Annotated in this window: 22 protein-coding genes and 1 pseudogene; 20 read left to right on the forward strand and 3 right to left on the reverse strand. The window is 72.9% G+C overall.

The features are described from left to right. The first annotated feature begins 28 nt into the window (after positions 1 to 28). The 6 genes from EF879_RS06310 (at position 29) to dapB (ending at position 7,616) form a co-directional block, all read left to right on the forward strand. The gene (locus tag EF879_RS06310) at positions 29 to 976 is read left to right on the forward strand and encodes a bifunctional riboflavin kinase/FAD synthetase (protein ID WP_123555771.1); all 948 of its coding nucleotides are present in this window, start codon (positions 29 to 31) and stop codon (positions 974 to 976) included. Between the two features lie 352 nt (positions 977 to 1,328). Then, positions 1,329 to 1,598 carry a 30S ribosomal protein S15 gene (gene rpsO, locus EF879_RS06315; protein ID WP_123555773.1) on the forward strand — a complete coding sequence of 90 codons (270 nt, stop codon included), beginning with the start codon at positions 1,329 to 1,331 and terminating at the stop codon, positions 1,596 to 1,598. A 274-nt stretch (positions 1,599 to 1,872) separates the two neighbouring features. Continuing rightward, a complete protein-coding gene (locus EF879_RS06320; protein ID WP_123555775.1) occupies positions 1,873 to 4,266 on the forward strand; it encodes a polyribonucleotide nucleotidyltransferase in 2,394 nt (797 codons plus the stop codon). Positions 4,267 to 4,382: 116 nt separating this feature from the next. After that, on the forward strand, positions 4,383 to 5,747 hold the full coding sequence (locus EF879_RS06325; RefSeq protein WP_199736177.1) for a pitrilysin family protein: 1,365 nt from the start codon (positions 4,383 to 4,385) through the stop codon (positions 5,745 to 5,747). Between the two features lie 224 nt (positions 5,748 to 5,971). Beyond that, the gene (locus EF879_RS06330) at positions 5,972 to 6,769 is read left to right on the forward strand and encodes a hypothetical protein (RefSeq protein WP_148086369.1); all 798 of its coding nucleotides are present in this window, start codon (positions 5,972 to 5,974) and stop codon (positions 6,767 to 6,769) included. 112 nt (positions 6,770 to 6,881) lie between these two features. Continuing rightward, positions 6,882 to 7,616: a 4-hydroxy-tetrahydrodipicolinate reductase gene (gene dapB / locus EF879_RS06335; protein ID WP_123556804.1), complete on the forward strand. Its 735-nt coding sequence runs from the start codon at positions 6,882 to 6,884 to the stop codon at positions 7,614 to 7,616. A 46-nt stretch (positions 7,617 to 7,662) separates the two neighbouring features. On the opposite strand, the gene EF879_RS06340 is transcribed toward dapB, so the two are convergent. Beyond that, positions 7,663 to 8,220, reverse strand: a complete 558-nt coding sequence (locus tag EF879_RS06340) for a GNAT family N-acetyltransferase (protein ID WP_123555779.1) — start codon at positions 8,218 to 8,220, stop codon at positions 7,663 to 7,665. Positions 8,221 to 8,255: 35 nt separating this feature from the next. Here EF879_RS06340 and EF879_RS06345 point away from each other — a divergent pair. The 7 genes and pseudogenes from EF879_RS06345 to EF879_RS06375 form a co-directional block, all read left to right on the forward strand. Next, positions 8,256 to 9,497, forward strand: a pseudogene (locus tag EF879_RS06345) (glycosyltransferase 87 family protein); the annotation flags it as partial. 268 nt (positions 9,498 to 9,765) lie between these two features. Continuing rightward, entirely contained in the window at positions 9,766 to 10,995 is a 1,230-nt protein-coding gene (locus EF879_RS06350) for a winged helix-turn-helix domain-containing protein (protein WP_123555781.1), read from the forward strand. A 169-nt stretch (positions 10,996 to 11,164) separates the two neighbouring features. After that, positions 11,165 to 11,713, forward strand: coding sequence for a DUF2752 domain-containing protein (locus tag EF879_RS06355; protein ID WP_233604269.1), 549 nt, complete (start codon positions 11,165 to 11,167; stop codon positions 11,711 to 11,713). Positions 11,714 to 11,972: 259 nt separating this feature from the next. After that, positions 11,973 to 12,716, forward strand: coding sequence for an FAD-dependent thymidylate synthase (thyX, locus tag EF879_RS06360; protein WP_123556806.1), 744 nt, complete (start codon positions 11,973 to 11,975; stop codon positions 12,714 to 12,716). Positions 12,717 to 12,762: 46 nt separating this feature from the next. Further along, complete coding sequence (gene dapA, locus EF879_RS06365) at positions 12,763 to 13,689, forward strand: 4-hydroxy-tetrahydrodipicolinate synthase (protein ID WP_123555785.1); 927 nt, start codon at positions 12,763 to 12,765, stop codon at positions 13,687 to 13,689. Between the two features lie 31 nt (positions 13,690 to 13,720). Continuing rightward, a complete protein-coding gene (locus EF879_RS06370; protein ID WP_123555787.1) occupies positions 13,721 to 15,409 on the forward strand; it encodes a ribonuclease J in 1,689 nt (562 codons plus the stop codon). Between the two features lie 62 nt (positions 15,410 to 15,471). After that, positions 15,472 to 15,951 (forward strand): DUF2784 domain-containing protein, encoded by a 480-nt coding sequence (locus EF879_RS06375; protein ID WP_233604270.1) that lies wholly within the window; start codon positions 15,472 to 15,474, stop codon positions 15,949 to 15,951. On the opposite strand, the gene EF879_RS06380 is transcribed toward EF879_RS06375, so the two are convergent. Both EF879_RS06380 and EF879_RS06385 read right to left on the reverse strand, forming a co-directional pair. Beyond that, positions 15,842 to 17,365, reverse strand: a complete 1,524-nt coding sequence (locus EF879_RS06380) for a YbjN domain-containing protein (protein ID WP_123556810.1) — start codon at positions 17,363 to 17,365, stop codon at positions 15,842 to 15,844. The genes EF879_RS06375 and EF879_RS06380 overlap by 110 nt on opposite strands. A gap of 41 nt (positions 17,366 to 17,406) precedes the next feature. After that, positions 17,407 to 17,889, reverse strand: a complete 483-nt coding sequence (locus EF879_RS06385) for a YbjN domain-containing protein (protein ID WP_123555789.1) — start codon at positions 17,887 to 17,889, stop codon at positions 17,407 to 17,409. A 197-nt stretch (positions 17,890 to 18,086) separates the two neighbouring features. Here EF879_RS06385 and EF879_RS06390 point away from each other — a divergent pair, with 197 nt between their 5' ends. From EF879_RS06390 to EF879_RS06425, 7 genes are all read left to right on the forward strand, one after another. Continuing rightward, positions 18,087 to 20,561, forward strand: coding sequence for a DNA translocase FtsK (locus EF879_RS06390; RefSeq protein ID WP_123555791.1), 2,475 nt, complete (start codon positions 18,087 to 18,089; stop codon positions 20,559 to 20,561). A 114-nt stretch (positions 20,562 to 20,675) separates the two neighbouring features. Further along, positions 20,676 to 21,902 (forward strand): hypothetical protein, encoded by a 1,227-nt coding sequence (locus EF879_RS06395; protein WP_148086370.1) that lies wholly within the window; start codon positions 20,676 to 20,678, stop codon positions 21,900 to 21,902. A 128-nt stretch (positions 21,903 to 22,030) separates the two neighbouring features. Continuing rightward, positions 22,031 to 23,548 (forward strand): 30S ribosomal protein S12 methylthiotransferase RimO, encoded by a 1,518-nt coding sequence (rimO, locus tag EF879_RS06400; protein ID WP_123555797.1) that lies wholly within the window; start codon positions 22,031 to 22,033, stop codon positions 23,546 to 23,548. A 126-nt stretch (positions 23,549 to 23,674) separates the two neighbouring features. Beyond that, a complete protein-coding gene (gene pgsA / locus EF879_RS06405) occupies positions 23,675 to 24,274 on the forward strand; it encodes a CDP-diacylglycerol--glycerol-3-phosphate 3-phosphatidyltransferase (protein WP_123556812.1) in 600 nt (199 codons plus the stop codon). Between the two features lie 88 nt (positions 24,275 to 24,362). After that, a complete protein-coding gene (locus EF879_RS06410; protein ID WP_123555799.1) occupies positions 24,363 to 24,881 on the forward strand; it encodes a CinA family protein in 519 nt (172 codons plus the stop codon). Between the two features lie 192 nt (positions 24,882 to 25,073). Further along, positions 25,074 to 25,769 (forward strand): helix-turn-helix transcriptional regulator, encoded by a 696-nt coding sequence (locus EF879_RS27525; RefSeq protein WP_233604272.1) that lies wholly within the window; start codon positions 25,074 to 25,076, stop codon positions 25,767 to 25,769. A gap of 287 nt (positions 25,770 to 26,056) precedes the next feature. Next, positions 26,057 to 26,920 (forward strand): PspA/IM30 family protein, encoded by an 864-nt coding sequence (locus EF879_RS06425; protein ID WP_123555801.1) that lies wholly within the window; start codon positions 26,057 to 26,059, stop codon positions 26,918 to 26,920. Positions 26,921 to 26,922: the final 2 nt, after the last annotated feature.

Genomic DNA, 26,922 nt, shown 5'->3' on the forward strand with positions numbered 1-26,922 from the left:
GTGCGAGGAGACCAGGAGGAGAGTCGGAATGCAACGGTGGCGGGGATACCACGGGGCACCGGTCGGCTGGGGCCGCTCGGTGATCACCATCGGCGTCTTCGACGGCATACACCGGGGACACCAGGCGATCATCGGACACGCGGTGAAGCGGGCCCGGGATCTCGGCCTGCGGTCGATCGTGGTCACGTTCGACCCGCACCCGGCCGAGGTGGTCCGGCCCGGCTCCCACCCGGCCGTGCTCACCGAGCCCGCCCGGAAGGCGGAGCTGATCGAGGAGCTCGGCGCGGACGTCCTCTGCGTGGTGCCGTTCACCCCGGACTTCTCCCGGCTGTCGCCCGAGGCGTTCGTGCACGACGTCCTGGTCGAGCAGTTGCACGCGGCACTGGTCGTGGTGGGGGAGAACTTCCGGTTCGGGCACCGGGCGGCCGGGGACGTCGCGCTGCTGGAACGGCTGGGGCGGACGTTCGGCTTCTCCGTCGAGGGGGCGCCGCTGGTCTCCGTCGACGACACCGTCTTCTCCTCGACGTACGTCCGGGCCTGCGTGGCGGCCGGCGACGTGACCGCCGCGGCGGCCGCGCTGGGCCGGCCGCACCGGCTCGAGGGGGTGGTGGTCCGGGGCGACCAGCGGGGTCGGGAACTCGGCTTCCCCACCGCCAACCTGCTCTGCCACCGGTACGCGGCGGTCCCCGCGGACGGCATCTACGCGGCCTGGCTGATCCGTCGGAGTGGCCGGTCGGGGGAGCGGGAGGAGCGACTGCCCGCCGCCGTCTCCATCGGGACGAACCCGACGTTCTCCGGGCGGGAGCGCCGGGTCGAGGCGTACGTCCTGGACTTCACCGGTGATCTCTACGGCGAGCGGCTGGGCCTCGACTTTGTGGCGTACCTGCGCCCGATGCGGCAGTTCGACGGGATCGAACCACTGGTCGCGCAGATCAACGAGGACGTGGCGGAGTGCCGGAGCCTGTTGCTGGGGTGATCGGAGCCGGCGCCGCCACCCGCCGGCACGCGGGGTTTCCGCCGCCCTCGCGGATCTCCCGTCGCCTCCGTCGGGCCACGTACCGCCTCCGTCGGGCCACTCAGCGAATCCGGCGGGCCGCGCACGACCCCGCCGGGTCTGGGGTCGCGCTGACCGCGCTCCTCCGGGCCTCGGTCGACCGGCGACCCGCCGTGGTGTGCCCTTGACTCGGCCGGGCCGTGGCAGGCTGGTAGCCTGACGGAAACGTCGAGTCATCGGCGTGGGCCTCGCGTGCCTGCACGACGCCGTGGGTGCGAGGCCGCCCGCGCAGACGACGCCGCGGGCGCAGACAACAATCCAGGAACAGGGAGACATGGCGCTCGACCAGGAGACCAAAGCCAAGATCCGCCAGGAGTACGCGACCTCCGAGAATGACACCGGGTCGCCCGAGGTGCAGGTCGCGGTCCTGACCAAGCGGATCGCCGACCTCACCGAGCACCTGAAGGTGCACAAGCACGACCACCACAGCCGTCGCGGCCTGCTGCTGCTTGTCGGCCGCCGCCGCCGGCTGCTCAACTACCTGCAGAAGAAGGACATCAACCGCTACCGGTCGCTCATCGAGCGGCTCGGCCTGCGGCGGTGACCCGGGCGGGAGGAGCGGCCGTCGCCAACCGACCGCCGCTCCTCCCGCCCGGCACCACCACCCAAACCAGGGGCCAGCGCGACCACCCCACGGGAGCCGGTCGACGCACCGGTCCTCGGTAGTGGCCCCCGGGCCGGCCGGCACACCGCCGGCACCCCGGGCGCTTCGATCGAAGACCGGCCGTCTGAGCAGCTTCTCTGGCTACGGTCTCGCACCGGCGGATCCGGTGTGGAGGGCAGTCGCGGGCCCCCGATCGAAGGAGTGCAACCGCACCATGACCGAAACGTCCACCTCGATAACCACCCTGGGCACCCAGTACCGCACCGCCGTGATCGACAACGGGTCCTTCGGCACCCGTGAGGTCACCTTCTCCACCGGCCGTCTCGCCCGGCAGGCCGCCGGCTCGGTCCTCGCCCAGCTCGGTGACACCGTGGTCCTCTCCGCAACCACGGCGAGCAAGCAGCCCCGCGACCAGTTCGACTTCTTCCCGCTCACCGTCGACGTCGAGGAGCGGATGTACGCCGCGGGTCGCATCCCCGGCTCGTTCTTCCGGCGCGAGGGCCGCCCCAGCGAGGACGCCATCCTCACCTGCCGGCTGATCGACCGCCCGCTGCGCCCCTCCTTCGTCAAGGGGCTGCGCAACGAGGTCCAGATCGTCGAGACCGTGCTGGCGCTCGATCCGCAGCACCCGTACGACGTGGTCGCGATCAACGCCGCGTCGATGTCGACGAAGCTCTCCGGTCTGCCGTTCTCCGGCCCGATCGGGGCGACCCGGATGGCGCACGTGGAGGGCCAGTGGGTCGCCTTCCCGACGTACGAGGAACTCTCCCGGGCCACCTTCGACATGGTCGTCGCGGGCCGCGTGCTGGAGGACGGCGACGTCGCGATCATGATGGTCGAGGCGGAGGCCACCGAGCACACCATCGGTCTGATCGCCAATGGCGCGCCCGCCCCGACCGAGGAGGTCGTGGCGAGCGGCCTCGAGGCGGCGAAGCCGGCCATCCGGGAGCTGTGTCGGGCGCAGAGCGAGCTCGCCGAGGTCGCCGCGAAGCCGGTCGCCGAGTTCCCGATCTTCCTGGACTACACCGACGACGTCTACCAGGCGGTGGTCGACGCGGCCCGGACCGACGTCGCCGAGGCGCTGCGGATCGCCGGCAAGGCCGACCGCGAGGAGGCGTTGGAGCGGATCCGGGAGCGGGTCGTCGAGCAGCTTGCCACGGACGGCTTCGAGGGCCGCGAGAAGGAGATCAACGCCGCGTTCCGGTCGCTGACCAAGGCCGAGGTGCGGGCCCGGGTGCTGCGGGAGCAGGTCCGGATCGACGGCCGGGGTCTGCGGGACATCCGGCCGCTGACCGCCGAGATCGCGGTCCTGCCCCGGGTGCACGGCTCGGCGCTCTTCGAACGCGGCGAGACGCAGATCCTCGGCGTCACCACGCTGAACATGCTCCGGATGGAGCAGGCGCTCGACACCCTCTCCCCGGAGAAGTCCAAGCGCTACATGCACAACTACAACTTCCCGCCGTACTCGACGGGCGAGACCGGCCGGGTCGGCGCGCCCAAGCGGCGCGAGATCGGGCACGGGGCCCTGGCCGAGCGGGCACTGATTCCGGTGCTGCCGAGCCGCGAGGAGTTCCCGTACGCGATTCGCCAGGTTTCCGAGGCGATCGGCTCGAACGGCTCCACCTCGATGGGCTCGGTCTGTGCCTCGACGCTGTCGCTGCTGAGCGCCGGCGTACCGCTGAAGGCGCCGGTCGCCGGCATCGCGATGGGGCTGATCTCCGACGAGGTCGACGGCAAGACCCAGTACGTGACGCTGACCGACATCCTCGGTGCCGAGGACGCCTTCGGCGACATGGACTTCAAGGTCGCCGGCACCCGGGACTTCGTCACCGCGCTCCAGCTCGACACCAAGCTCGACGGCATCCCGTCCGACGTGCTGGCCGCCGCGCTGCAGCAGGCGTACGAGGCACGGCAGGTGATCCTCGACGTGATGCAGGAGGCGATCGAGGCTCCGGCGAAGATGTCGGACTACGCGCCGCGGGTGACCACGGTGAAGATCCCGGTCGACAAGATCGGCATGGTGATCGGCCCGAAGGGCCAGACGATCAACGCGATCCAGGACGAGACCGGAGCCGAGATCTCCATCGAGGACGACGGCACGATCTACGTGGGCGCCACCAACGGCCCCGCCGCCGAGGCGGCCGTCGAGCGGATCAACGCGATCGCCAACCCGACCCTGCCGAAGGTCGGGGACAAGTTCCTCGGCACGGTGGTCAAGACGGCGGCGTTCGGCGCCTTCGTCTCGCTGCTTCCCGGCCGGGACGGCCTGCTGCACATCTCCAAGGTCGGCGACGGCAAGCGGGTCGAGAAGGTCGAGGACTACCTCAACGTCGGCGACAAGATCGAGGTACAGATCGCCGACATCGACGCCCGCGGCAAGATCTACCTGGACAAGGTACGGCCGGAGGGCGAGGAGGTCCCGGCACCGGCCCCGACGGGTGCGGCCGGCGAGCGGCCGGTCGGCCGGGACCGTGGCGACCGGGGGCCGCGCGACCGCGGCGACCGGGAACGGGGGGACCGGGGCCCGAGCCGAGGCGACCGCGAGGGCGGCGAGCCCGGCGAGGGCGGCGGCGAGCAGCCGCGTCGCCGCCGGCACCGGCACAGCTGAGCCACGCGTCCGCGCCGACCTGTGCCGTCCGCGCAGGTCGGCGCGCCGCACGCGCCGCGTAGGTCGGGCGGCGGGTGCGGCACGCGGCGTCCCGTCAACCTAGGAGCCAGGTTCTCGTGAGTCGGGCGATACGAGCGCCTCTGTCCGCCGCCCCCGGGGGCGCGGCGGCCCGGGCCGTCACCCGGGTGGTCGACAGCGATCCGCTCGGCGGCACCGTACGCCGTACCGTGCTCCCCAGCGGGTTACGGGTGATCACCGAGGCGATCCCCGCGATGCGCAGCGTCTCGTTCGGGATCTGGGTGGCGGTCGGGTCCCGCGACGAGACCAAGCCCCAGTCCGGGGTCTCGCACTTCCTGGAGCACCTGCTCTTCAAGGGCACCCGCAAGCGCAGCGCCCTGGACATCTCGGCGGCGATCGAGGCGGTGGGCGGCGAGACGAACGCCTTCACCACCAAGGAGTACACCTGCTACTACGCGCGGGTGCTCGACCAGGACCTGCCGCTGGCGATCGACGTGATGTGCGACCTCGTCGCCGACTCCGTCCTCGACCCCGCCGACGTGGAGACCGAGCGCGGCGTCATCCTCGAAGAGATCGCCATGCACGACGACGAGCCCGGCGACGAGGTGCACGACCTGCTGGCCCGGGCGGTCTACGGCGATCATCCGCTGGGCCGGTTGATCTCCGGCACCGAGGAGACCATCACGCCGATGTCGCGGCGGCAGATCCAGAGCTTCTACCGGCGCCGCTACGTCGCACCGTCGATGGTGATCGCGGCCGCCGGGAACCTCGACCACGCCGCCGTGGTCAAACTGGTCCGGCAGGCGCTGCGCGGCACCCCGCTGGACACCGAGCCGGCACCGCCGGCGCCGTTGCGGCCAGCCGAGCCGGGGGTACGGCACCGCCGCCCCGGCCACGTCGTCGAACACAAGGAGACCGAGCAGGCCCACGTGGTGCTCGGCTGCCCGGGCATCCACCGGCTCGACGACCGACGCTTCGCGCTCGGCGTCCTCAACAACGTGCTCGGTGGCGGCATGTCGAGCCGGCTCTTCCAGGAGATCCGGGAACGGCGCGGCCTGGCGTACTCGGTCTACTCCTACTCGAGCCAGTACGCCGACACCGGGCTCTTCGCCGTCTACGCCGGCTGCGCCCCCGGCAAGGTCGACGAGGTGCTGGACCTGGTCCGCGCCGAACTGGCGGAGGTCGCCGCGCACGGCATCACCGAGGCGGAACTTGCCCGGGGCAAGGGGATGGCGAAGGGCTCGTACGTGCTCAATCTCGAGGACACCGGCTCCCGGATGAGCCGGCTGGCCAAGGGGGAACTGCTCTACGGCGACCTGCTGCCGGTCGACGCGCTGCTCGCCCGGATCGACGCGGTCGGGGCCGACGAGGTGAACGCGCTCGCCGCCGACCTGCTGACCCGGCCGATGTCGTTGGCCGTGGTCGGCCCCTTCGACCAGGACGACTTCGCCGCCGAGCGCTGATTCCCGCGGGCGCCGGCGCCGCCTGTGCCGGGTGAGCGACGTCGACGTCGCCGGGTGGATCACGTGGGTGGCGTGGGCGCCGCTGACGCCGTCCGGTGGACCGCGTGGGCGATGTCGATGTCGGGCGTCGGATCGCGTGGATCGCGGTGGCGCCCTCCCGTGGACCGCGTGGGTGATCGCCGGTTGGTGTCATGTCGCTACCCTCCGCTCAAGGAGGTGGGTGGATGGGTTGGTTCGCTCCCCGGTGCCCGGTGGCCGCCAACGAGCAGCAGTGGATCGACGACAACCTGCGGTGGTGCGTCGCGGAGTTCGGCGACGCCTGGCTGCGCTCTCCGGTCGTGCTGCCGACCGACCAGTTCTTTCCCGGTGCGTACACCGGCTCGGCGGAGGACCTGCACCGCGCGGTGCGCCGGGTCTGCGGGTACCTGGCCGTGGACCCCGAGCGGATCCGGGTGGAACTGCACGGCGAACAGGTGGCCGAGCGGGCGTTGCGGGAGCTGACGGGCGGCTCCTTCGCCTGGTCCGGGGCCGCGGGGCACTACCGGGTGACCGAGGGCAGGACGGTGATCTCGCTGGAGGAGTCGCTCGGGCGTCGGCCGCTGGCGCTGATCGCCACCATCGCGCACGAGCTGGCACACGAGCGCCTGCTGGGCGAGGAGCGGGTCGATCCGGACCGGCCCGACCAGGAGCCGCTGACCGATCTGGTCACCGTCTACCTCGGGTTCGGCGTTTTCACCGCCAACGCCGCGCTCGAGTTCTCCGGGGATCACACCGGCTGGTCCGCCAGCAGACTCGGTTACCTGACGGAGCCGATGTACGGCTACGCCCTCGCCCGGTACGCCTGGCTGCGTGCCGAACCCGACCCGTCCTGGGCGCGGTACCTCGACACCAACCCGCGGACGTACCTCAGACGGGGCCTACGCTTCCTGCGCCGCTCCGGCGTACCGCTTGGTCTCCGACGTCCGGGGCCTGAGGCCGCCGGTCCCGGCTCCGGCGCCCGCGAGCCATCCCCGCTGGGATAGGTTGTCGCCCGTGAACGACGCGAGTGACACACTGCCCACCACCTCGTCCGGCCGGTCGGACGGCTTCCCGCAGGACGCGCCCGCCACGGGCCCGGGCCGGTCTGGCGGGCCGATGCGGGTCGGGGTGCTGGGCGCCCGTGGCCGGATGGGGGCCGAGGTGTGCAGGGCGGTCGACGCCGCCGACGACCTCGCCCTGGTCGCGCGGATCGACCAGGGCGACCCGCTCGACAACGCCGCCGATGCCGGGGCCGAGGTCGTCGTCGACTTCACCACTCCCGACGTCGTCATGCACAACCTGCGCTGGTGCATCGACCGGGGGATCCACGCCGTCGTCGGCACCAGCGGCTTCACCGAGCAGCGGCTGGAGCAGGTGCGCGGTTGGCTGGTGGACCGGCCTGGTGTGGGTGTGGTGATTGCCCCGAACTTCGGCATCGGCGCGGTACTGATGATGCAGTTCGCGGCCAGGGCGGCCCGGTTCTTCGAGTCGGTGGAGATCATCGAGCAGCACCACCCGAGGAAGCTCGACGCGCCGAGCGGTACGGCGGCGCACACCGCCCGGCTGGTCGCGCGGGCCCGGGCCGAGGCTGGGCTCGGACCGGCGCCGGACGCCACCCGGGACGAGGCGCCGGGGGCGCGCGGAGCCGAGATCGACGGCGTACGGGTGCACTCCGTCCGGGCCGCCGGCCTGGTCGCGCACCAGGAGGTCCTCTTCGGGACGACCGGGGAGACGCTCACCATCCGGCACGACTCCTTCGACCGGGCCTCCTTCATGCCCGGCGTGCTGCTGGCCGTCCGTCAGGTGCCACGCCGCCCCGGGCTCACCGTCGGCCTCGACGCCCTGCTGTAAGGAAGGGCCCCTTCTTATCGTTTTTGGTATAGGAAGGGGCCCTTCCTTACAGCCGGACGTGCAGGCGGAGCTGCGGCACCAGCATGTCGTCGACATCCAGGGCCCGGGCCGCCCCGTCCGGCTCCCAGCCGGCGCCGGTGAGGAACCGTTGGGTCGCCGTGTCGCCGTCGAATGCCCAGGCCACCGCCGTGTCGAAGCCGTCGGCCCGCCACAGGTCGACGGAGGCGGCGAGCAACCGGCTGCCGTGACCGCGCCGCCCCCACCGCGGCTCCACCAGCAGGTCCGTCACGGCGACGGTGGCCGGGCCGAGCGCCTCGGGGGGCTCGTTGGGGGCCAGGGCCTGCTCGTCGGGCGGCCCGGAAGCGGCAAATCCCACCAGATACGATTGTTCGGCCTGCTCGACGGCGACCAGGACGCGGTGCCGCTTGGAGGGTGGGGACTCGACCGCCGCGCTCCACCGGTCCGCAAGCCACGTCTCGTCCAGGTCGTCGAGCACGTGCCTGGGGAGCAGCCGCCGGTACGCGACCCGCCAGGTCGCGAGTTGGATGCGGGCGATCTCGGCGACGTCCGTGGGACGCGCCGGGCGGACGTACCCGAGAGCCATGAGTGGTGAGCCTACGCAAGGCGAGGGGGGCGACAGTGGCGCAGGGTGGTTTCTCCCGGGCCCGGTACCAGGTGCCCTTCGTGATCGCGCTCGCCGTCCTGGTCACCGGCTTTCTCTCCGTGGCCGCCGTCCGGCACGGCTACTTCGACCTCGCGGTCTACTGGGGAGCGCTGCGCCACTGGGTACGGGCGGACGGGATGATCTACGACTGGCTGAAGCCGGACAGCAAGTACGGCTTCACCTACCCGCCCTTCGCCGCGTTGGTGATGTACCCGCTGGCGTATCTGAGCTGGCGTGCCGCGATCGCGATCCACGTGACGCTGACCGTGCTGGCGAGCACGCTGCTGATCTGGTGGCTGGTCGACCCGATGGCCCGCCGTGCCGGCTGGACCCGGTGGTTCACCCTGGCGGTCACGCTCTGCCTGGCGGCGGCCTTCGAACCGATGCGGGAGACGGTCAACTTCGGCCAGGTCAACATGCTGTTGCTCTTCCTGGTCGGCGCCGACCTGCTCTGGCTGGTCGCCCCGGTGACCCCGTTCGGGCGGCGACTGCCCTCCCGCTACCGCCACTTCGCCGGGGTGGGGATCGGGCTGGCCACCGCGATCAAGCTGACCCCCGGGATCTTCATCGTGTACCTGCTGGTCACCCGGCGGTGGCGAGCGACGCTGGTGGCCGCCGGTACCGCGGCGGGGGCGACGCTGCTCGCTGGTGTGCTGGCCCCGGACGCCTCCCGGGAGTTCTGGACCGCCGCGCTCTGGGACACGGACCGGGTCGGCACGCTGTCGTTCATCTCCAACCAGTCCTGGCAGGGGGTGGTGGCCCGGCTGGACCCGGAGCATCCGAGCCGGCTGCTCTGGTTGCTGCTGGTGGTGGCGACGCTGGCGGTCTGGGTCTGGCGGGTGCGGCCGGCCGCGGCCGCCGGGGACGAGGTGACCGGGCTCGCCCTCACCGGTGTCGTCCAGAGCCTGGTCAGCCCGGTCACCTGGGTGCACCACCTGGTCTGGCTGATCCCGGCGCTGATCCTGCTGGTCGACCGCGGGTACGCCGCCCCGGCCAGAAGCCGGCGGCGCCGGGCGCTACTCGGCTTCGCGGTCGTCGCGTACCTGATCCTGATCAGCCGACTGGTCTGGATCTGGGAGCGCCGCTTCGACGGGCTGCTCGGCGTCGTCGGGAGCAACGCCTACGTCTGGATCAGCGTCGCGCTGCTGCTGGTGCTGCCGGTACGCGGGCCGACTCTTCCGGCGCGCGTCGACGGGGCCGACCGGGGTGACCGCGCCGACCGGGCGGGCGGGGGTGACCGCGCCGACCGCTCTGGCCGGCCCGATCACGCCGACCGCTCCGGCAGGCTCGACAACGCCGGCCAGGCCGGCGGGGGTGACGATCGCACGTCCCCGGCCGGCGGGGTGGATGACCGTACCGACCGGGCCGGCGGGGCGACCGGGTCGGTCCCACGCCGCCCGCGGCCCTCGCCCCGACTCCTGGAGTTCGTCACCGGCGGGTGACCCGGGCGGATCGTGTCGGTGGGCTGGCTTAGGGTGCACCCTCGTGGCCATACCCGAGTCGCTGTCCCTGGCCCAGGCCCGGCGGATCGCCCTCGCCGCCCAGGGGTTCACCGATCCCGCGCCGGGCGGGGTGCCGACCCGCCGGCACCTGCGTCGGGTCCTCGACCGGATCGGTCTGCTCCAGATGGATTCGGTCAACGTGCTCCAGCGGGCCCACTACCTGCCGCTCTACAGTCGGCTCGGGCCGTACCCGGTCGACCTGCTGGACCGGGCCGCCTACCGGCGGCCCTGTGACCTCTTCGAGTACTGGGGGCACGAGGCGTCGCTGCTGCCGGTCGGGCTGCATCCGGCGCTGCGCTGGCGGATGGCCGCCGCCCACACCGACGCCTGGGGCGGGATGCGGCGGATCGCCGTCGAGCAACCGGAGCTGGTCGCCCGGGTGCTGGCCGAGGTACGCGACAACGGCCCGATGACCGCCGCCGAGATCGAGCACGACGCCCCCCGGGAGACCGGCAACTGGGGGTGGAACTGGTCGGCGGTGAAGCGGGCCTGTGAGTACCTCTTCTGGGCCGGCCAGCTGACCGCCGCCGCCCGGACCAGCTCCTTCGCCCGGGTCTACGACGTACCGGAGCGGGTGCTGCCGGCGGAGGTGCTGGCGGCGCCGACGCCGAGCCCGGCCGAGGCGTACCGACGGCTGGTCGGGGTCGCGGCCCGGGCCCTGGGTGTGGCGGCCGAGCCGGAGCTGCGGGACTACTTCCGGCTGCCGGTCGCCGCGGCCCGCGCCGCGATCGCGGAGCTGGTCGAGGCCGGAGAGCTGCTGCCGGTCCGGGTGCAGGGGTGGCGCCCACCCGCCTACCTGCACCGGGAGGCGCGACTGCCGCGGTGGGTCCGGGCCCGCACCCTGGTCAGCCCGTTCGACCCGCTGATCTGGGAACGGTCGCGGACCGAGCGGCTCTTCGGCTTCACGTACCGGATCGAGATCTACGTGCCGGCGCCGCAACGCGTGTACGGCTACTACGTGCTGCCGTTCCTGCTCGGGGACCGGTTCGTCGCGCGGGTGGACCTGAAGGCGGACCGCCGGGCCGGCGTACTCCTCGTGCCGGCGGCCTGGGGCGAGCCTGACGTCGACCCGGCCGAGACGGCGGAGGCGCTCGCCGCCGAGCTGTACCGACTCGCCGGCTGGCTCGGCCTCGACCGGGTGGCCCCGCCCGTCGCCGGGGATCTCGCCGGGCCGCTCGCTACCGCGCTCGCCGGCGTCGGCGCGGTACCGTGAGGTGCGACAGGCGCGAACAACGATGCATCGGCGGGATGGGATGACGAGCGTGGGAGACGGTCGGACCGGCCAGATCGCCGCGGTGGCCGGGCCGTGGACGCCGGGTGAGACCGTGACGACCGGGTCGTCAGGTGCGTCGGTGACGGCCGGGCCATCGGGCGAAACCGCGATGACCGGGTCACCGGCGCTGACGGCGTCGCCCGGCGCGCCGGTCGGGGCGGGGCAGCCGGGGTGGCCAGCCCACCCGGTGCCGCCGTACCCGGTGGTGGAGCCCGACCGGATCACCCGGCTGGTCACCTGGTTGCAGGCGCGGCTGCCCCGCTGGGCGGCGCCGCTGGCCGCGCTCGGCTGTATCGCCGGCGCCGTGGGCTACACGATCTGGGCCGACCCGACCAACAGCGCGCCCGACGCCCCACCCACCTGTTTCCTGAAGCTCACCACCGGCCTGGACTGCCCGGGCTGCGGCGGCACCCGGGCCGCCTGGTACCTCCTGCACGGTGACCTGCCGGCCGCCGCCCGCCACCACCTGCTCTTCGTCTTCGCCGTGCCGTTCCTGCTCTACCTGTACGTCGCCTGGGCCGGCCGGCTGGTCTTCGGTTGGCGCCTGCCACAACTGGAGATCACGCCCAAGGCGATCGGCATCTTCCTCGCGGTCTGGGGGGTCTTCTCGGTGCTCCGCAACCTGCCCTGGGCACCCTTCGACACGTTCTACGTCTGAGGCCCCCACCGTCGGGCTCAGGCCTCCTCTGTGGATTCGTGCTGCGCCTCCCCGGGATCCGGCCATCCCGGCGCCTCCGGTACGACCGAGACACGGAGCAGCTCGGGTGATCGGATCGGTGGTCGTGCGTACGGGGTGCCGCCCGGTGGCGGTCCGCACCGCGCAGCCGGCGACCGATGCGGGGTGACCGCCCGCCGGCACGGTCAACCCGGCGCTGCCGGGGCCCGGTGGGGCGACTACAGTCGCAGGAATGCCGGAGATGGTGAGACCGCAGGTCAAGGTCATTGCGTGGACGCACTTCGAGCCGCCGGACGACGTACCCTGGTCGACCGACGCCGACGGGGGCCAGGCGCTCGCCGAGTTCGCCGGCCGGGCCTGCTACCAGTCCTGGCGCAAGCCCAACCCGGCCACCGCGACCAACGCCGGCTACCTCGCCCACATCATCGAGGTCGGCCACCTCTCGGTGCTCGAACACGGCACCGTCACCATGTACCTCACGGGGGTCTCCCGCTCGTTCACCCACGAGCTGGTCCGGCACCGGCACTTCTCCTACTCCCAGCTCTCCCAGCGGTACGTCCCGGAGCGGGACGCCGCGATGGTGGAACCGGCGGTGATCGCCGAGGACGCCGAGCTGCACAAGCGGTTCGTCGAGGCGACCGAGGCGAGCCTGCGGGCGTACACCGAGTTGCTGGAGGGGTTGGAGCGACGCTTCGCGGATGTCGAGAATCCGACGCTGCGCCGCAAACTGGCCCGGCAGGCGGCCCGCGCGGTGCTACCGAACGCCACCGAGACCCGGATCGTGGTGACCGGCAACTACCGGGCCTGGCGGCACTTCGTGGCGATGCGGGCCGCCGAGGGCGCCGACGTCGAGATCCGCCAGGTGGCGGTCGAGTGCCTGCGCCAGCTCCAACGGGTCGCCCCGAACGTCTTCGCCGACTTCACGATCAGCACCCTGCCGGACGGCACCGAGGTCGCCAGCAGCCCGTACGCCCCACTGTCCTGACCTCGTCCCCGCTGGCCCGACGGCGCGATTCCGATAGGTTGTTCGCATGACCCACGACCACCCTGCCGCCGGTGATCGGGCGACGCCCCGCCCCTTCGGCCGGCTGCTGACCGCCATGGTGAGCCCCTTCGCCCCGGACGGCTCGGTCGACCTCGACGGCGCCGCCCGGCTCGCGGCCTACCTCGTCGACGAGCAGGGCAACGACGCCCTGGTGGTGAACGGGACCACCGGTGAGTCGCCGACCACCACCGATGCCGAGAAGGAGCTGTTGATCAGGGCCGTGGTCGAGGCGGTCGGCGACCGGGCGCGGGTGGTCGCCGGCGTCGGCACCAACGACACCCGGCACACGATCGAGCTGGCCGCCGCCGCCGAGAAGGCGGGCGCGCACGGACTGCTGGTGGTGACGCCGTACTACAACAAGCCGCCCCAGGCGGGGCTGATCGCCCACTTCACCGCGGTGGCCGACGCCACCGGGCTGCCGGTGATGCTCTACGACATCCCGCACCGCGCCGGAGTGGCGATCGAGACCGAGACGCTGGTCCGGCTCGCCGAGCACGAGCGGATCGTCGCGGTCAAGGACGCCAAGGGCGACCTGGTCGCGACCTCCTGGGTCACCAGCCGCACCGACCTGGCGTACTACTGTGGCGAGGACGCGCTGACGCTGGCCTCGCTGGCGGTCGGCGCGGTCGGGCTGGTCGGGACCTCCACCCACCTCACCGGGGCGTTGACCAAGCAGATGATCGAGTCGTACGACCGGGGCGAGACCGCCGCGGCGCTGGCCCTGCACCGCCGCCTGCTGCCGCTGTTCACCGGGATCTTCCGGACCCAGGGCGCGATCCTGGTCAAGGCGGCCCTCGCCGCGCGCGGGCTGCCCGCCGGGCCGCTGCGCCCGCCGCTGGTGGCCGCCACCGAGGCCCAGATCGCCCAGCTCCGCGCGGACTGCGCCGCCGCCGGCCTGGAGCTGCCGGCATGAGTGGGTTGATCATGCGCGGTGGGGAGGCGGCATGAGTCAGCCGGGTGTTGAGCTGGAACCGCCGGGCGAGCTGCCCGAGGGCGGACTCCGGATCATCCCGCTGGGCGGGTTGGGCGCGATCGGGCGCAACATGACGGTCTTCGAGTACGACGGCAAACTGCTGATCGTCGACTGCGGCGTCCTCTTTCCCGACGTCGAGCAGCCCGGGGTCGACCTGATCCTGCCGGACTTCACCCCGATCCTCGACCGGCTCGACGACATCCAGGCGATCGTCCTGACCCACGGCCACGAGGATCACATCGGCGCCGTGCCGTACCTGCTCGCCCACAAGGCGGACATTCCGCTCGTCGGGTCGCAGTTCACCCTCGCCCTGGTCGAGGCCAAGCTCGCCGAGCGGCGGATCGAGCCGTACACGCTGACGGTGCGGGAGGGCGACCGGGAGCGGCTGGGGCCGTTCGAGTGTGAGTTCTTCGCCGTCAACCACTCGATCCCGGACGCGCTGGCGGTGGCGATCCGCACCCCCGCCGGGCTCGTGCTGCACACCGGCGACTTCAAGATGGACCAGCTGCCGCTGGACGGCCGGATCACCGACCTGGCCGGCTTCGCCCGGCTCGGCGCCGAAGGGGTGGACCTGCTCCTCTCCGACTCGACCAACGCGGAGATCCCCGGCTTCGTCACACCGGAACGGGAGATCGGTCCGGTCCTCGACTCGATCTTCGCCAAGGCCCGGGGCCGGATCATCGTCGCGTCGTTCGCCTCGCACGTGCACCGGGTGCAGCAGGTGCTGGACTCGGCGGCCGAGCACGGCCGGAAGGTGACCTTCATCGGGCGGTCCATGGTCCGCAACATGGGGATCGCCCGCGACCTGGGCCTGCTGCGGATCGAGCCGGGGCTGGTGGTCGGGCTGGACGAGGCGACCTCGCTGCCGCCGAACCAGATCGTGCTGATGTCGACGGGGTCGCAGGGCGAGCCGATGAGCGCGCTCGGCCGGATGGCCACCGGTGACCACCGGCACATCACGGTCGGCCCCGGCGACACGGTGGTGCTGGCCAGCTCCCTGGTGCCCGGCAACGAGACCTCGGTCTACCGGGTGATCAACCAGCTCTCCCGGGCCGGCGCCACGGTGATCCACAAGGACGTCGCCAAGGTGCACGTCTCCGGGCACGCCCCGGCCGGCGAGCTGCTCTACCTGCTCAACGTCACCCGCCCGAGCAACCTGATGCCGGTGCACGGCGAGTGGCGGCACCTGCGCGCGCACGCCCGGCTCGGCATCGAGTCCGGAATCGCGCCCGACCGGGTGGTGCTCTGCGAGGACGGCGACGTCGTGGACCTGGTGGAGGGACGCGCCCGGGTCGTTGGCCACGTCAAGAGCCGGTACGTCTACGTCGACGGTCTGGCCGTCGGCGACGTCGGCGAGTCGCTCCTGACCGAGCGGCGGATCCTCGGCGACGGCGGTTTCATCTCGGCGACCGTGGTGGTCGACTCGGTGACCGGCAAGGTGGTGGGCGGGCCCACCGTCTCCGCCAAGGGCTTCTCCGACGACCCCGACGCGTTCAACCCGGTCATCCCGCTGATCACCGAGGCGCTCGGCCGGGCCGCCGCCGACGGCATCACCGATCCGCACCAGCTCCAGCAGATCGTCCGCCGTACGGTCGGGCGCTGGGTCAACGACGCCTACCGGCGGCGGCCGATGATCGTGCCGACCGTGGTCGAGGTGTGAGCCGGGGCCGGGTCGGCCGCTGACGCGGGTTCGCGGGGCGGTCCGCTGGCCAGCCTTCCCGCGTGGAGGGGGTGGCGATGCTGTACCGGTTGATGACCACCGTCGTCCTGGGGTTGCACGCCCTCTTCCTGGCGTACCTGGTGGTCGGCGGCTTCCTCGCCTGGCGCTGGCCCCGGACGATCTGGCTGCACCTGGCGGCGGCGGCCTGGGGAGTCACCGTGGTCGCGGCCGAGCTGGTCTGCCCGCTGACCTACCTGGAGCACTGGGCCCGACGCCGGGCCGGCGAGTCCGGGGTCGGGCAGGGCTTCATCGACCGGTACGTCGAGGGCGTGATCTACCCCGAGCGGTACGCCGTCCTGGCCCAGGCGCTGGTCGCGGTGCTGGTCGTGGCCTCCTGGGCCGGACTGCTCCGCTGGCACCGGCCCGGATGGTTCAGGGCAGCGCCGCCACCGCGGCCGCGAACTCGGCCCCGGTGGCGAGGGTCGCGGCGACCAGCACCCGGAGCTGACCGGCCGAGACGCCGTGCTCCAGGTCGGTGGTGACGTCACCGGCGAGGATCAGCTCACCCTCCCCGCCCTCCTGGACGTACGCCTTGGGCAGCAGCCGGTCGTGGTTCCACGCGTTGCAGAACTCGTAGGCCTCGGCCAGCCGGGCGGCCGGTAGCCGGCGACGGGCGGTCACCTGGGCGTGCAGGATCTCACCCCGCTCGCCCAGCCGGTGGAACTGGATCAGCGCGTCGCCCCACCGGCCGCCGATTGTCCCCGACGGGTCCACCGCGTAGTGGTCACCCCGCTCCTCCAGGACGTTGACCACCGCCGCCACGGTGAGCGGGGCGACCACCTGGGTCCAGCCCTCCGGCGGGACCGGACCGGCCGGGCCGCTGCTCGGCTCGTCGGGCGGCAGCGGAACGGGGCCGGTCACCGGGCGCTCGGCGAGCCAGCCGGCGACCCGCCCGGTCTGGTGGTTCGTCCCGTTGCGGGCGTCGAACCGGCCGGCGAGGTCCTGGGCGGTGGCGACCAGTTCGGCGCCGAGCGCGGCGACGGTCAGCCGGGCGGCGTGCCGCTCGCCGTACCCGGGACGGTCGATCGGGTACCGGGCGAAGCCAGCCTCCTCGGCCAGGCGGCAGACCAGCGCGCCGGCGGCGGCGAACTCCATCGCCGAAAACTCGTCGTACGGGCGGTCGAGCCAGCCCAGGTGCCGTTCGAGGATCTCCAGTCCGCGCTCGTGGTGCCCGGTAAGGGCGCAGAACCGCAGGTGGTCGGCGAGGAACGGGAACGCGTCACGCTCGTGCCGGTGCCGCCGGTACGCCCGGACGTGGGCCTGGGCGGCGTCGGCGTACCGGCCCAGCCGCAGGTACGGCACGAGCACCGTGGCCAGCGCCCGGGCCGGCTGCTCCGGGCAGCCCACCGTGCCGGAGAGGACCGGCTCGACTGCTTCGACCGCCTCGGCCCAGCGGCCCCATCCGGCCAGCAGTCGCGCCTGGTTGGCCGGGTCGCAGCCGGCGCAGTCGCTGTTGTCGTCGCGCGGCGCCGCCCGCCAGCGCGCGAACCAGTCCTGCGCCGCCGCCTGGTCGCCGACGTGGTCGGCGATCCGGCAGCGGAGGCTGTAGACCGGGTGCGGGCTCTGCCCGTCGGCGCGGATCCGCCGCTCGAGGTCGTCGAGGGCGGCCCGGGCCCGGGCGAGCCCCATCCGGGAGTTGTCGCGCAGCGCCGCCACCGCCCACTTGTGGTACCAGCGCAGCAGTTCGGCGTCGGCCGGGTCGAACAGATCCGGGTCCCGGTCGAAGGCGGCGAGGCACCACTCGAACGGCTCCAGCATCCGCCACCGTTCGGTGTGGTAGTTGTGGGCCTCGATCAGCGCGAGCCGCGCGGCGACACCGAGCCGTACGTCCGCGGCGGCGTCGGCGTGCGCGGTGATCCGCTCCAACTCCGCGATCTTCTCGTCGCCGTCGGGCATGTCCCGGGCCTCGTCGAGGGCGGCGAGCAGGTCGTCTCCGGTCACGCCGCCCCCTCGGGACGGAGCTTGGCGACGGCGGCGGACATCTGCACCCCGGTGGAGATGCCGCAGCCGAGCAGCTGGTCGAGCTGAGCCGGGGTGACCCCGTGCTCGAGGTCGGTGACCACCTCCCCGCAGACCCGGGCGCTGCCGTCGTCGTCGACGTGCACGAACGCCTTCGGCCAGAACCGGTCCCGGTTCCAGCTGTTGCAGAACGCGTACAGCCGGGGTACGTCGTCGATGTCGAAGCTCGTTCCCGCGATGGTGCGGATCTGCAACAGCTCACCGGCGGCACCGAGCCGGAAGAAGTAGATCACGCTGTCGTCCCAGCGGCCGACGAGGTCGCCATCCTCGTCCGTGTAGTACGTGTAGCCGCGGCTCTCCAGCACGCTGGCGATCAGCTCGTTGCTGAGCGGGTGCAGCCGTTGCGGTCGGCCACCGCCCTCGGCCGGGTCCGTCGTCTCCTGAAACTCCGATTCGGGCATGCCGATCCCCTCCCGGCCGGCCCGCGGGCCGACGTTCCCGTCGACACCGCGTGCGGGCCGACGCCGCCGCTGGTCCGTCCGTGATGGTAGGCCGGGGAACCACGGCGTGGGGCACCGGTGCACGATCCACGGTGGACGTGCGGACACGGACAGCAAAAGCCTGGCATCCCCGACGCCCGGCGCTAACGTGTGAACTCATGGCGGGCCGTACCTCCTCTCAGGCGAACCGGCGCCGGAGTGGGTCCACCCCCCGGAGCGGCGCCTCCCGTACCCGCGGCAGGCGGGCACAGCCGACCCGGGCCCGGCCCGCGGCCCGGCGTCCGGCGCGGCCCGGTCCCGCCGTCTACCTCGGCCGTGGGCTCCGGGCCGCCTGGCTCGGGCTGGCCCACGCGGTCGGCTGGGCGGTGCGGGGGATCGGTCGGCAGGCGGCCACGGCCCGGGAGCTCGACCCGGAGCACCGGCGCGACGGTGCCGGCCTGTTCCTGCTCGGGCTCGCCATCCTCAGCGCGGTGGCGCTCTGGTTCTCCTCGGCCGGCCCGCTCGGCGAACGGCTCGCCGACACGATCCGGCTCTTCATCGGTGCGATCTCGATCGTGCTGCCGATCCTGCTGCTGATCGGCGCGGTCCGACTGATGCGGACGCCGGCCGAGCCGGAGCACCGGGGCCGGGGCCTGGTCGGCTGGACGGCGCTGTTCGTCGGGACCGCCGCGCTGCTGCACATCGGCCAGCACCCAACGACGAACGTCGAGCGGGACTACGCGGGTGGGCTGCTCGGGGCCGGCGTCGGCGGGCTGTTGGAGCGGGCGGTCAGCGCCTGGGTGGCGGTGCCGCTGCTGATCCTGCTGCTGCTGTTCGGCCTGCTGGTGGTGACGGCCACCCCGATCAACAAGATCCCGGAGCGGCTCGGGCTGCTCGCCGGGGCGGTGCTCGGCCAGCCGGGAGCGGAGGAGTCCGCGGAACGGGACGAGGCGGAGAACCCGACCGCCCAGGAGCGCCGGTCGGCCCGCCGCCGCCCGAGGCCGCGTCCGGAGCCGCCCGGGGACGACGACGAGGGGTACGACGACGAGCCGGCGACCCGTGACACGGTCGTGCTGCCGCGCCGGCCCCCGGCGAAGGTCCCCGCCGCGCGGAAGGCTCCCGAGCCGCCGGAGCACTCGCCGCTGCCGACCCGGGCCGAGCAGCTCGCGCTCACCGGCTTGGCCGGCGACTACACCCTGCCGCCGGCGAACCTGCTCCGGCCGGGGAGCGCCCCGAAGACCCGCAGCCGGGCCAACGACGAGGTGATCGCCGCGCTGACCGGTGTCTTCGAACAGTTCGACGTGGACGCCGCGGTCACCGGCTTCACCCGGGGCCCGACCGTCACCCGGTACGAGGTCGAGCTCGGCCACGGCGTGAAGGTGGAGCGGATCACGCAGCTCTCCCGCAACATCGCGTACGCGGTCAAGTCGCCCGACGTCCGGATCCTCAGCCCGATCCCGGGCAAGAGCGCGGTCGGGGTGGAGATCCCGAACAGCGACCGGGAGGACGTGGCGCTCGGCGACGTGCTGCGCTCCCGGGCGGCGACCAGTGACCACCACCCGTTGCTGGTGGGGCTCGGCAAGGACATCGAGGGCGGCTACGTGGTGGCCAACCTCGCCAAGATGCCGCACATCCTCATCGCCGGCGCCACCGGCGCCGGGAAGTCGAGCTGCCTGAACAGCCTGCTCATCTCGATCCTCACCCGGGCCACCCCGGACGAGGTGCGGCTGCTGCTGATCGACCCGAAGCGGGTCGAGATGAGCAACTACGAGGGGATCCCCCACCTGGTCACCCCGATCGTGACCAACCCGAAGAAGGCGGCGGACGCGCTGGAGTGGGTCGTCCGCGAGATGGACATGCGCTACGACGACCTCGCCGCCAACGGGGTACGGCACATCGACGACTTCAACCGCAAGGTGCGGGCCGGGCAGATCAAGGCGCCGCCGGGCAGCGAGCGGGAGATCCGGCCCTACCCGTACCTGCTGGTGATCGTCGACGAGTTGGCCGACCTGATGATGGTGGCGCCCCGCGACGTCGAGGACTCGGTGGTTCGGATCACCCAGCTGGCCCGGGCCGCCGGCATCCACCTGGTCCTGGCGACCCAGCGGCCCTCGGTCGACGTGGTGACCGGTCTGATCAAGGCGAACGTGCCCTCGCGGCTCGCCTTCGCCACCTCGTCGCTGGCCGACTCCCGGGTCATCCTGGACCAGCCGGGCGCGGAGAAGCTGATCGGCCGCGGCGACGCGCTGTTCCTGCCGATGGGGGCCTCCAAGCCGATCCGGATCCAGGGCGCCTGGGTCAGCGAGGCGGAGATCAACGACGTCGTCAAGCACTGTAAGAGCCAGCGGGAGCCGGAGTTCCGACCCGACGTGCTCACCGCGGCCCAGGACGGCAAGAAGAAGGTCGACGAGGAGATCGGCGACGACCTCGACCTGCTGGTGCAGGCGATCGAGCTGGTGGTCACCTCGCAGTTCGGCTCGACCTCGATGCTCCAGCGCAAGCTGCGGGTGGGCTTCGCCAAGGCCGGGCGCCTGATGGACCTGATGGAGACGCGGGGGATCGTCGGCCCGTCCGAGGGCTCCAAGGCGCGGGACGTCCTGGTGAAACCGGACGAACTGGAGGAGGTCCTGGCCTCGCTCCGCCCGGCCGACTGATCCGTCGGCGTCCGGCCTCCCCGAGCAGGATGATCGATGTTACCCTCGTCTGTCCACAGACAACGATGGGAGCGCGGGGGCATGGTACGCGGCAGAAGGTGGGCCGGCGGGATCGTGGCCGGCGTTCTGGCGGTCGCGGGTGTGGTCCTGCCGACCACCCCGGCGCAGGCGGCATACGCGGATCCGTTGGTCGCGGTGAGCCGGAGCAAGATGGGGCTGACCTGGCACGCGGAATCGGCCGCGGCGATCGACGCCCTCGACGCGGCGCTGCCGAACGTCGGCGTCGCGACCGTGCTCGACGACGGCAACCGGGCCATGACGACCTGCAACAGCGAGGAGCTGGCCGCGTTGCCGATCGCCCCAACGGCCACCACGAAGTGGTGTTTCAACACCGAGGACGCCACGACCGAGGCCTGGGCGCCCCAGGGCCTCACCAGCTCCGGGGACGCCGACGACGACGGCGCCTGGGGCGCCAAGCGGGCCATCCTCTCCGGCTGGGTGTACGCGAACACCGCGCACGCCCGCTACAACGACGCCAAGGTGGCCTTCATCGACTACACCAACCCGAACGCACCGGTCTACCGGTGGGTCTACCTGGTCGACCCCAACTCCACCGGGTCGAACTTCACCGCGGCCAAGACGCACATCGGTGGGATGGTCTGGTACGGCGACAAGCTGATCGTGAACGCGGTCGGCAACGGCAGCGTCGCCCTGCGGGTGTTCAGCATGTCGCACATCCTGCGTACGACGTCCAGCGCCGCGCGGATCGGCAAGGGCAGCGACGGCTGGGCCGCCTACGGATACAAGTACGTCATGCCGCAGATCGGCTACTACACCTACAGCAGCGGCGCGTGCAGCATGTCCAGCGACACCGCTGTGCCCTGCTTCTCCAGCATCTCCCTGGACCGCAGCACGAGCCCGGACAGCCTGGTCACCGCCGAGTACTTCAGCGACCAGACCAAGCGTGGCCGGCTCATCCGCTACCCGTTCGGCGCCGACTTCCTCCTGCCCGCCTCGGCGACCCCGACGGAGGCGTACGCGAGCGCCGTCGGGAACCAGCAGGGGGTGCTCTCCTTCAACGGCCGCTGGTACGTCGCGCACAGCTCGGCGACCCTGCACGGGCAGTTGTGGCGCTTCACCCCCGACGGGACACCCGGCGTCTCGAAGACCTGCACGATCGACGGCGCGACCACCCGTACGTGCTGGTCGTTGCATCCCGAGGCGCTGACCTACTGGTTCGAGACGGGGATGGTCTGGTCGATCACCGAGTGGTCCCGGAACAGCTCCGCCGGCCCGGGCGGCCGGGTGCTCTTCGGCCTGCCACTGGCCTCGCTGCCCTGACCGGCCCGCCGGTTTCCGGCCCCGCCGCGACGTTCGACCGCGACCCCGGCCGGCGGATTTCGGAGTGACCCAGCCGACCGAGGCGGTACCGCCCTCGTCGGGCCGTCGGACCCGACCGGTACCCTCGGGTGGTGTCTGCCACGTCCTCCCCGTCTCCGGCCGCCGGCCGTCGGGTCGCCCTGCTCACCCTGGGCTGTGCCCGCAACGAGGTCGACTCGGAGGAGCTGGCGGCCCGGCTGCACGCCGACGGCTGGCAGGTGAGCACCGACGGCGAGGGTGCCGACGTGGTGCTGGTCAACACCTGCGGCTTCGTCGAGAAGGCGAAGCAGGACTCGATCCAGACCCTGCTGGCCGCCGCCGACACCGGTGCCAGGGTGGTGGCGGCCGGCTGCATGGCCGAGCGGTACGGTCGTGAGCTGGCCGACAGCCTGCCCGAGGCCCATGCGGTGCTCGGCTTCGACGACTACCCGGAGATCTCCGCCCGCCTGGCGGCGGTCCTGGACGGGGAGCGCCTCCCCGCACACACCCCGCGGGACCGGCGGAAGCTGCTTCCGGTGACCCCGATAGCCCGGCAGCGCGGCGACGTGGTGGTCCCGGGGCACGGCGGCCAGCCCGCCGCCCGCCCGGCCGGGGACACCCTGGTCGCCGACGAGCGCACCCCGGCCCACCTGCGTCCGGTGCTGCGCCGCCGGCTCGACTCCGGCCCGGTCGCCTCGCTCAAGCTGGCCAGCGGCTGCGACCGGCGCTGCGCGTTCTGCGCCATCCCCGCCTTCCGGGGAGCGTTCGTCTCCCGGCCCCCGGACGAGCTGTTGGCCGAGGCCGAGTGGCTGGCCCGTTCGGGCGTCCGCGAGCTGGTCCTGGTGAGCGAGAACTCCACGTCGTACGGGAAGGACCTCGGCGATCCCCGGCTGCTGGAGAAGCTGCTGCCGCAGCTCGCCGCGATCGACGGCATCGTGCGGGTCCGGGTCAGCTACCTGCAGCCGGCCGAGACGCGGCCGGGGCTGGTGGAGGTGATCACCACCACGCCGGGCGTGGCGCCGTACTTCGACCTGTCCTTCCAGCACGCCAGCGAGCCGGTGCTGCGCCGGATGCGACGGTTCGGGTCGACCGCCCGTTTCCTCGACCTTCTGGCGGAGGTGCGTAAGCTGGCGCCGGAGGCCGGGGCGCGGAGCAACTTCATCGTCGGCTTCCCCGGCGAGACGCGGGGCGACGTCGAGGAACTGGTCCGGTTCCTCACCGCGGCCCGGCTCGACGCCGTCGGTGTCTTCGACTACAGCGACGAGGACGGGACCGAGGCCGCCGGACTGCCGGGCAAGGTGCGGGCGGCGACGATCAAGCGCCGCTACGACCGGATCACGGCGCTCGCTGACGAACTCTGCGCCCAGCGCGCCGAGGAGCGGATCGGCTCGACGGTCGAGGTGCTAATCGACTCGGTCGACGGCGGCGTGGTGGAGGGCCGGGCGGCCCACCAGGCACCGGAGGTGGACGGGTCCACCACGCTGGTGGCACCCGAGGCGGGTGGGGTCGACCTGGCGGCGCTGCGCCCGGGCGACCTGGTCCGGGCGACCGTGACCGGCACCGAGGGCGTGGATCTGGTCGCCGTGCCGGAGGAGATGGTCTCGGCGGCTCCCCGGGGGATCGGGTGAGGCCGCCGCGCCCGTACCGCGGACCCGCCGGCCCGGGCCGTGCCGACCGTGGGACGTCGTCGAGTGCGGTGGGGTGACGCCGTGACCGAGGCGGCGGAGCCGGTGTCGAGCGGGGCGAACGCGCCGGTGGCGGGTACGGGTGGCGGTCGGGCGGCGCCGACGGGCCGGGTCGGGCCGGTCCCGGTCGTCAATGCGGCAAACGCGCTGACCGCGCTCCGGCTCGCCCTGGTTCCGGTCTTCGTCGGGTTGGTGGTCGTCTCCGAGCTGGCCCGGCCGGGCTGGCGGGTGGCCGCCTGCCTGATCTTCGCCTTGGCGTCCGTGACCGACCTGGTCGACGGCTGGATCGCTCGCCGCTGGGCGTTGGTGACGTCGTTCGGCAAGGTCGCCGACCCGATCGCCGACAAGGCGCTGACCGGCACCGCGCTGGTCCTGCTGTCGTGGTACGACCGGATCTCCTGGTGGGTCACGGTGCTGATCCTGGCCCGCGAGTTCGGGGTGACGCTGATCAGGTTCTGGGTGATCCGGTACGGCGTGATCGCGGCCAGCCGGGGCGGCAAGGCCAAGACGGCGGTCCAGATCCTGGCGATCGTCTGGTACCTCTGGCCCGTGCCGGCGGGCGCGGCGTGGGTCGGCCCGTGGATCCTGGGCGTCGCCGTCGTGGTGACGGTGCTGACCGGCCTGGACTACGTGGTCCGGGCGTTGCGGCTGCGACGCCCGGTCCGGTGACGTCCCCGCCCGTCCGGTACGGTCGCTGCGTCCGGTTGTTCCGGGCGCGGTGTTCCGGGCGCGGACCCGGCCGACGGGAGGGAGTGGCATGGACGCGGACGAGCGGGCGGCTGACGGCGCCGCCGCGGCCGTGGTGCACGCCCTGGCGGACCGGGGAGCGAGCCTCGCCGTGGTGGAGTCGCTCACCGGCGGACTGCTGGCGGCCACGATCGTCGACGTCGCCGGGGCGAGCCGGGTGTTCCGGGGTGGCCTGGTGACGTACGCCACCGAGGCGAAGGCGTCGCTGGCCGGAGTCCCGGCACCCCTGCTCGCCGCGCGCGGCGCGGTGGACCCGGAGGTGGCGGTCGCGCTCGCCGAGGGTGGCCGGCAGCGGTGCGGCGCCGACTGGTGCCTGGCGACCACCGGGGTGGCCGGCCCGGAGCCGCAGGACGGCAAGCCGGTCGGGCTGGTCTTCGTGGCGGCGACGGGCCCCTCCGGCACCGAGGTCCGACGGCTGGACCTCGACGGCAACCGGCGGCAGATCCGGGTCGGCGCGGTCCGGGCCGCCCTGCGGCTGCTCGCCGACCGGCTGCACGCCGAGGCACCGGCCCCCGTCACCGGGGACTGACCGGCGGTCGCCGCGCGGATTTCCCGGCCGGGCCGGGATGTCGTGAGCGCTCGCAGCGGGTACGGTTGCGGGAAGGCTCGGGAAGCCGACGCCGTGGGTCGCCACCGCTGTGGTCACCGCCGCGCGGTGTGTCGACGCCGACGGCGCCGGTCCGACGTCCGGGGAAGGTTGTCCCGCGACACGGGAGGTGTGATGGTCCTGCTACGCCGGGTCATCGGTGATGCGCTGCGCGCGCGCCGGCAGGGACAGCATCGGACCCTGCGCGAGGTCTCCTCCGCTGCGAACGTGAGTTTGGGCTACCTCTCCGAGATCGAGCGGGGGCAGAAGGAGGCGTCCAGCGAGCTGCTCGCCGCGATCTGCGACGCCCTCGGCGCCCGCCTCTCCGAACTGCTCCGGGACGTCAGCGAGACGGTCGAGATCGCTGAGCGGCTTCCCGACGTACTGGTGCCATCCCCCAAGGAGCGACCGGGGCCGGAGCAGGCGCCGGCGGCCCGTCCCGAGTCGGGGACGCCGGCCCGCCGGCAGGGCGCGGCGAAGAACGCCGAGACCGCGGTGCCCAAGCCGGCGACGCGGCACTCCGCAAAGCCGGTCCGGCCGGCGTCCGACGGCAAGCCGGCGGCCGTGCCGCGCCGCGGCGAGTCCGGCCCGCGGGCGGCGTTGGCCGACCGGATGGTCGCCGCCCGTCCGGGGCGGTCCGCCGTACCCGGGCGCCCCCGTCGGGGGGTCCGACCGCTGCCCGGCGACACGGTGCGGCAGGTCGCGACCGACGGTACGGTCTCGGTGACCGTCCGGCAGGACTCGCCGCTGAAGGCGACCCTCCGGGCCACCCGCCGGATCCACCCGCCCGCGGGCGCCAGCCCGGAGCGCGACGTCGTCTGCGTCGCCTGAGTCGGGCCGCGGTCCCGACCCATCCTTGCGCCGGGGCGTCCGGCCGTCCGGTTCGTCCTGGCCTGCCAACCGCTGTCCGGGGTCCGGCCCGACCAGGGTCGACGGTGTAGCCACCCGGACGACCGCGCGTTACGGTGGGGCCGGAGCGGCATGTCCGGTGAACATCCCCCGAGGTCGTACGCCGGGGTGGCGCGGGACTGGGACGATGGAGATCGTGTCGCGTCGGTGCTCCGGCGGCCCGGCCGGCACGGCAGCGGAGCGATCGACACTGAGGGGATACCGGGGAGATGGCTAACCCGTTCGTCAAGGGCTGGCGCTACCTGATGGCGCTCTTTGGCGCCAAGATCGATGAGTACGCCGACCCCAAGGTGCAGATCCAGCAGGCGATCGAGGAGGCGCAGCGCCAACACCAGGCGTTGGTCCAGCAGGCCGCGGCGGTGATCGGCAACCAGCGCCAGCTCGAGATGCGGCTATCCCGGCAGATGTCCGAGGTCGAGCGTCTCCAGGGGATGGCCCGGCAGGCCCTGGTCCTCGCCGACCGGGCCCGGGCCAGCGGCGACGAGGCCGAGGCCGCCCGCTACGAGCAGACCGCCCAGACCGTGGCCACCCAGCTCGTCGCCGCCGAGCAGGCGGCCGAGGATCTCAAGTCGCTGCACGACCAGGCGATCAACGCGGCGACGCAGGCCCGTCGGGCGGTCGAGAACAACAAGATGCTCCTGGAGCAGAAGCTGGCCGAGCGGACCAAGCTGCTCAGCCAGCTCGAACAGGCGAAGATGCAGGAGAGCATCGCCCGCTCCCTGGAGTCGATGTCCGCGCTCGCCGCCCCGGGTGGCACCCCCTCGCTCGACGAGGTGCGCGACCGGATCGAGCGTCGGTACGCCACCGCGATGGGCCGGGCCGAGCTGGCCAGCAACTCGATCGAGGGCCGGATGCTGGAACTTCAGAAGTCCACTCTCGACCTGGCGGGCGCCTCCCGGCTGGAGCAGATTCGGGCCAGCATGGCCGGTGAGAAGCTCGGCGCCACGCCGGCCACCTCTGCCGTGGAGCCGGCGGCACCGGCGGCGGATCCGGCCGGTGTGGCCCGACTGGACGAGATCCGCGCCAGCCTGGCCCGGGACAGGCAGGCCGACGGCAACACCGCGGCCGGCTGAGC

It is taken from the genome of Micromonospora sp. HM5-17 (genome assembly GCF_003762835.1).
Taxonomy (GTDB): domain Bacteria; phylum Actinomycetota; class Actinomycetes; order Mycobacteriales; family Micromonosporaceae; genus Plantactinospora.

Excerpts from the sequence above, each read along its gene's own strand:
- EF879_RS06310 (WP_123555771.1), top strand. The coding sequence starts at position 29 with ATGCAACGGTGGCGGGGATACCACGGGGCACCGGTCGGCTGGGGCCGC.
- rpsO (WP_123555773.1), top strand. The coding sequence starts at position 1,329 with ATGGCGCTCGACCAGGAGACCAAAGCCAAGATCCGCCAGGAGTACGCG.
- EF879_RS06320 (WP_123555775.1), top strand. The coding sequence starts at position 1,873 with ATGACCGAAACGTCCACCTCGATAACCACCCTGGGCACCCAGTACCGC.
- EF879_RS06330 (WP_148086369.1), top strand. The coding sequence starts at position 5,972 with ATGGGTTGGTTCGCTCCCCGGTGCCCGGTGGCCGCCAACGAGCAGCAG.
- dapB (WP_123556804.1), top strand. The coding sequence starts at position 6,882 with ATGCGGGTCGGGGTGCTGGGCGCCCGTGGCCGGATGGGGGCCGAGGTG.
- EF879_RS06340 (WP_123555779.1), bottom strand. The coding sequence starts at position 8,220 with ATGGCTCTCGGGTACGTCCGCCCGGCGCGTCCCACGGACGTCGCCGAG.
- EF879_RS06355 (WP_233604269.1), top strand. The coding sequence starts at position 11,165 with ATGACCGGGTCACCGGCGCTGACGGCGTCGCCCGGCGCGCCGGTCGGG.
- thyX (WP_123556806.1), top strand. The coding sequence starts at position 11,973 with ATGGTGAGACCGCAGGTCAAGGTCATTGCGTGGACGCACTTCGAGCCG.
- dapA (WP_123555785.1), top strand. The coding sequence starts at position 12,763 with ATGACCCACGACCACCCTGCCGCCGGTGATCGGGCGACGCCCCGCCCC.
- EF879_RS06370 (WP_123555787.1), top strand. The coding sequence starts at position 13,721 with ATGAGTCAGCCGGGTGTTGAGCTGGAACCGCCGGGCGAGCTGCCCGAG.
- EF879_RS06380 (WP_123556810.1), bottom strand. The coding sequence starts at position 17,365 with ATGCCCGACGGCGACGAGAAGATCGCGGAGTTGGAGCGGATCACCGCG.
- EF879_RS06385 (WP_123555789.1), bottom strand. The coding sequence starts at position 17,889 with ATGCCCGAATCGGAGTTTCAGGAGACGACGGACCCGGCCGAGGGCGGT.
- EF879_RS06390 (WP_123555791.1), top strand. The coding sequence starts at position 18,087 with ATGGCGGGCCGTACCTCCTCTCAGGCGAACCGGCGCCGGAGTGGGTCC.
- EF879_RS06410 (WP_123555799.1), top strand. The coding sequence starts at position 24,363 with ATGGACGCGGACGAGCGGGCGGCTGACGGCGCCGCCGCGGCCGTGGTG.
- EF879_RS27525 (WP_233604272.1), top strand. The coding sequence starts at position 25,074 with ATGGTCCTGCTACGCCGGGTCATCGGTGATGCGCTGCGCGCGCGCCGG.
- EF879_RS06425 (WP_123555801.1), top strand. The coding sequence starts at position 26,057 with ATGGCTAACCCGTTCGTCAAGGGCTGGCGCTACCTGATGGCGCTCTTT.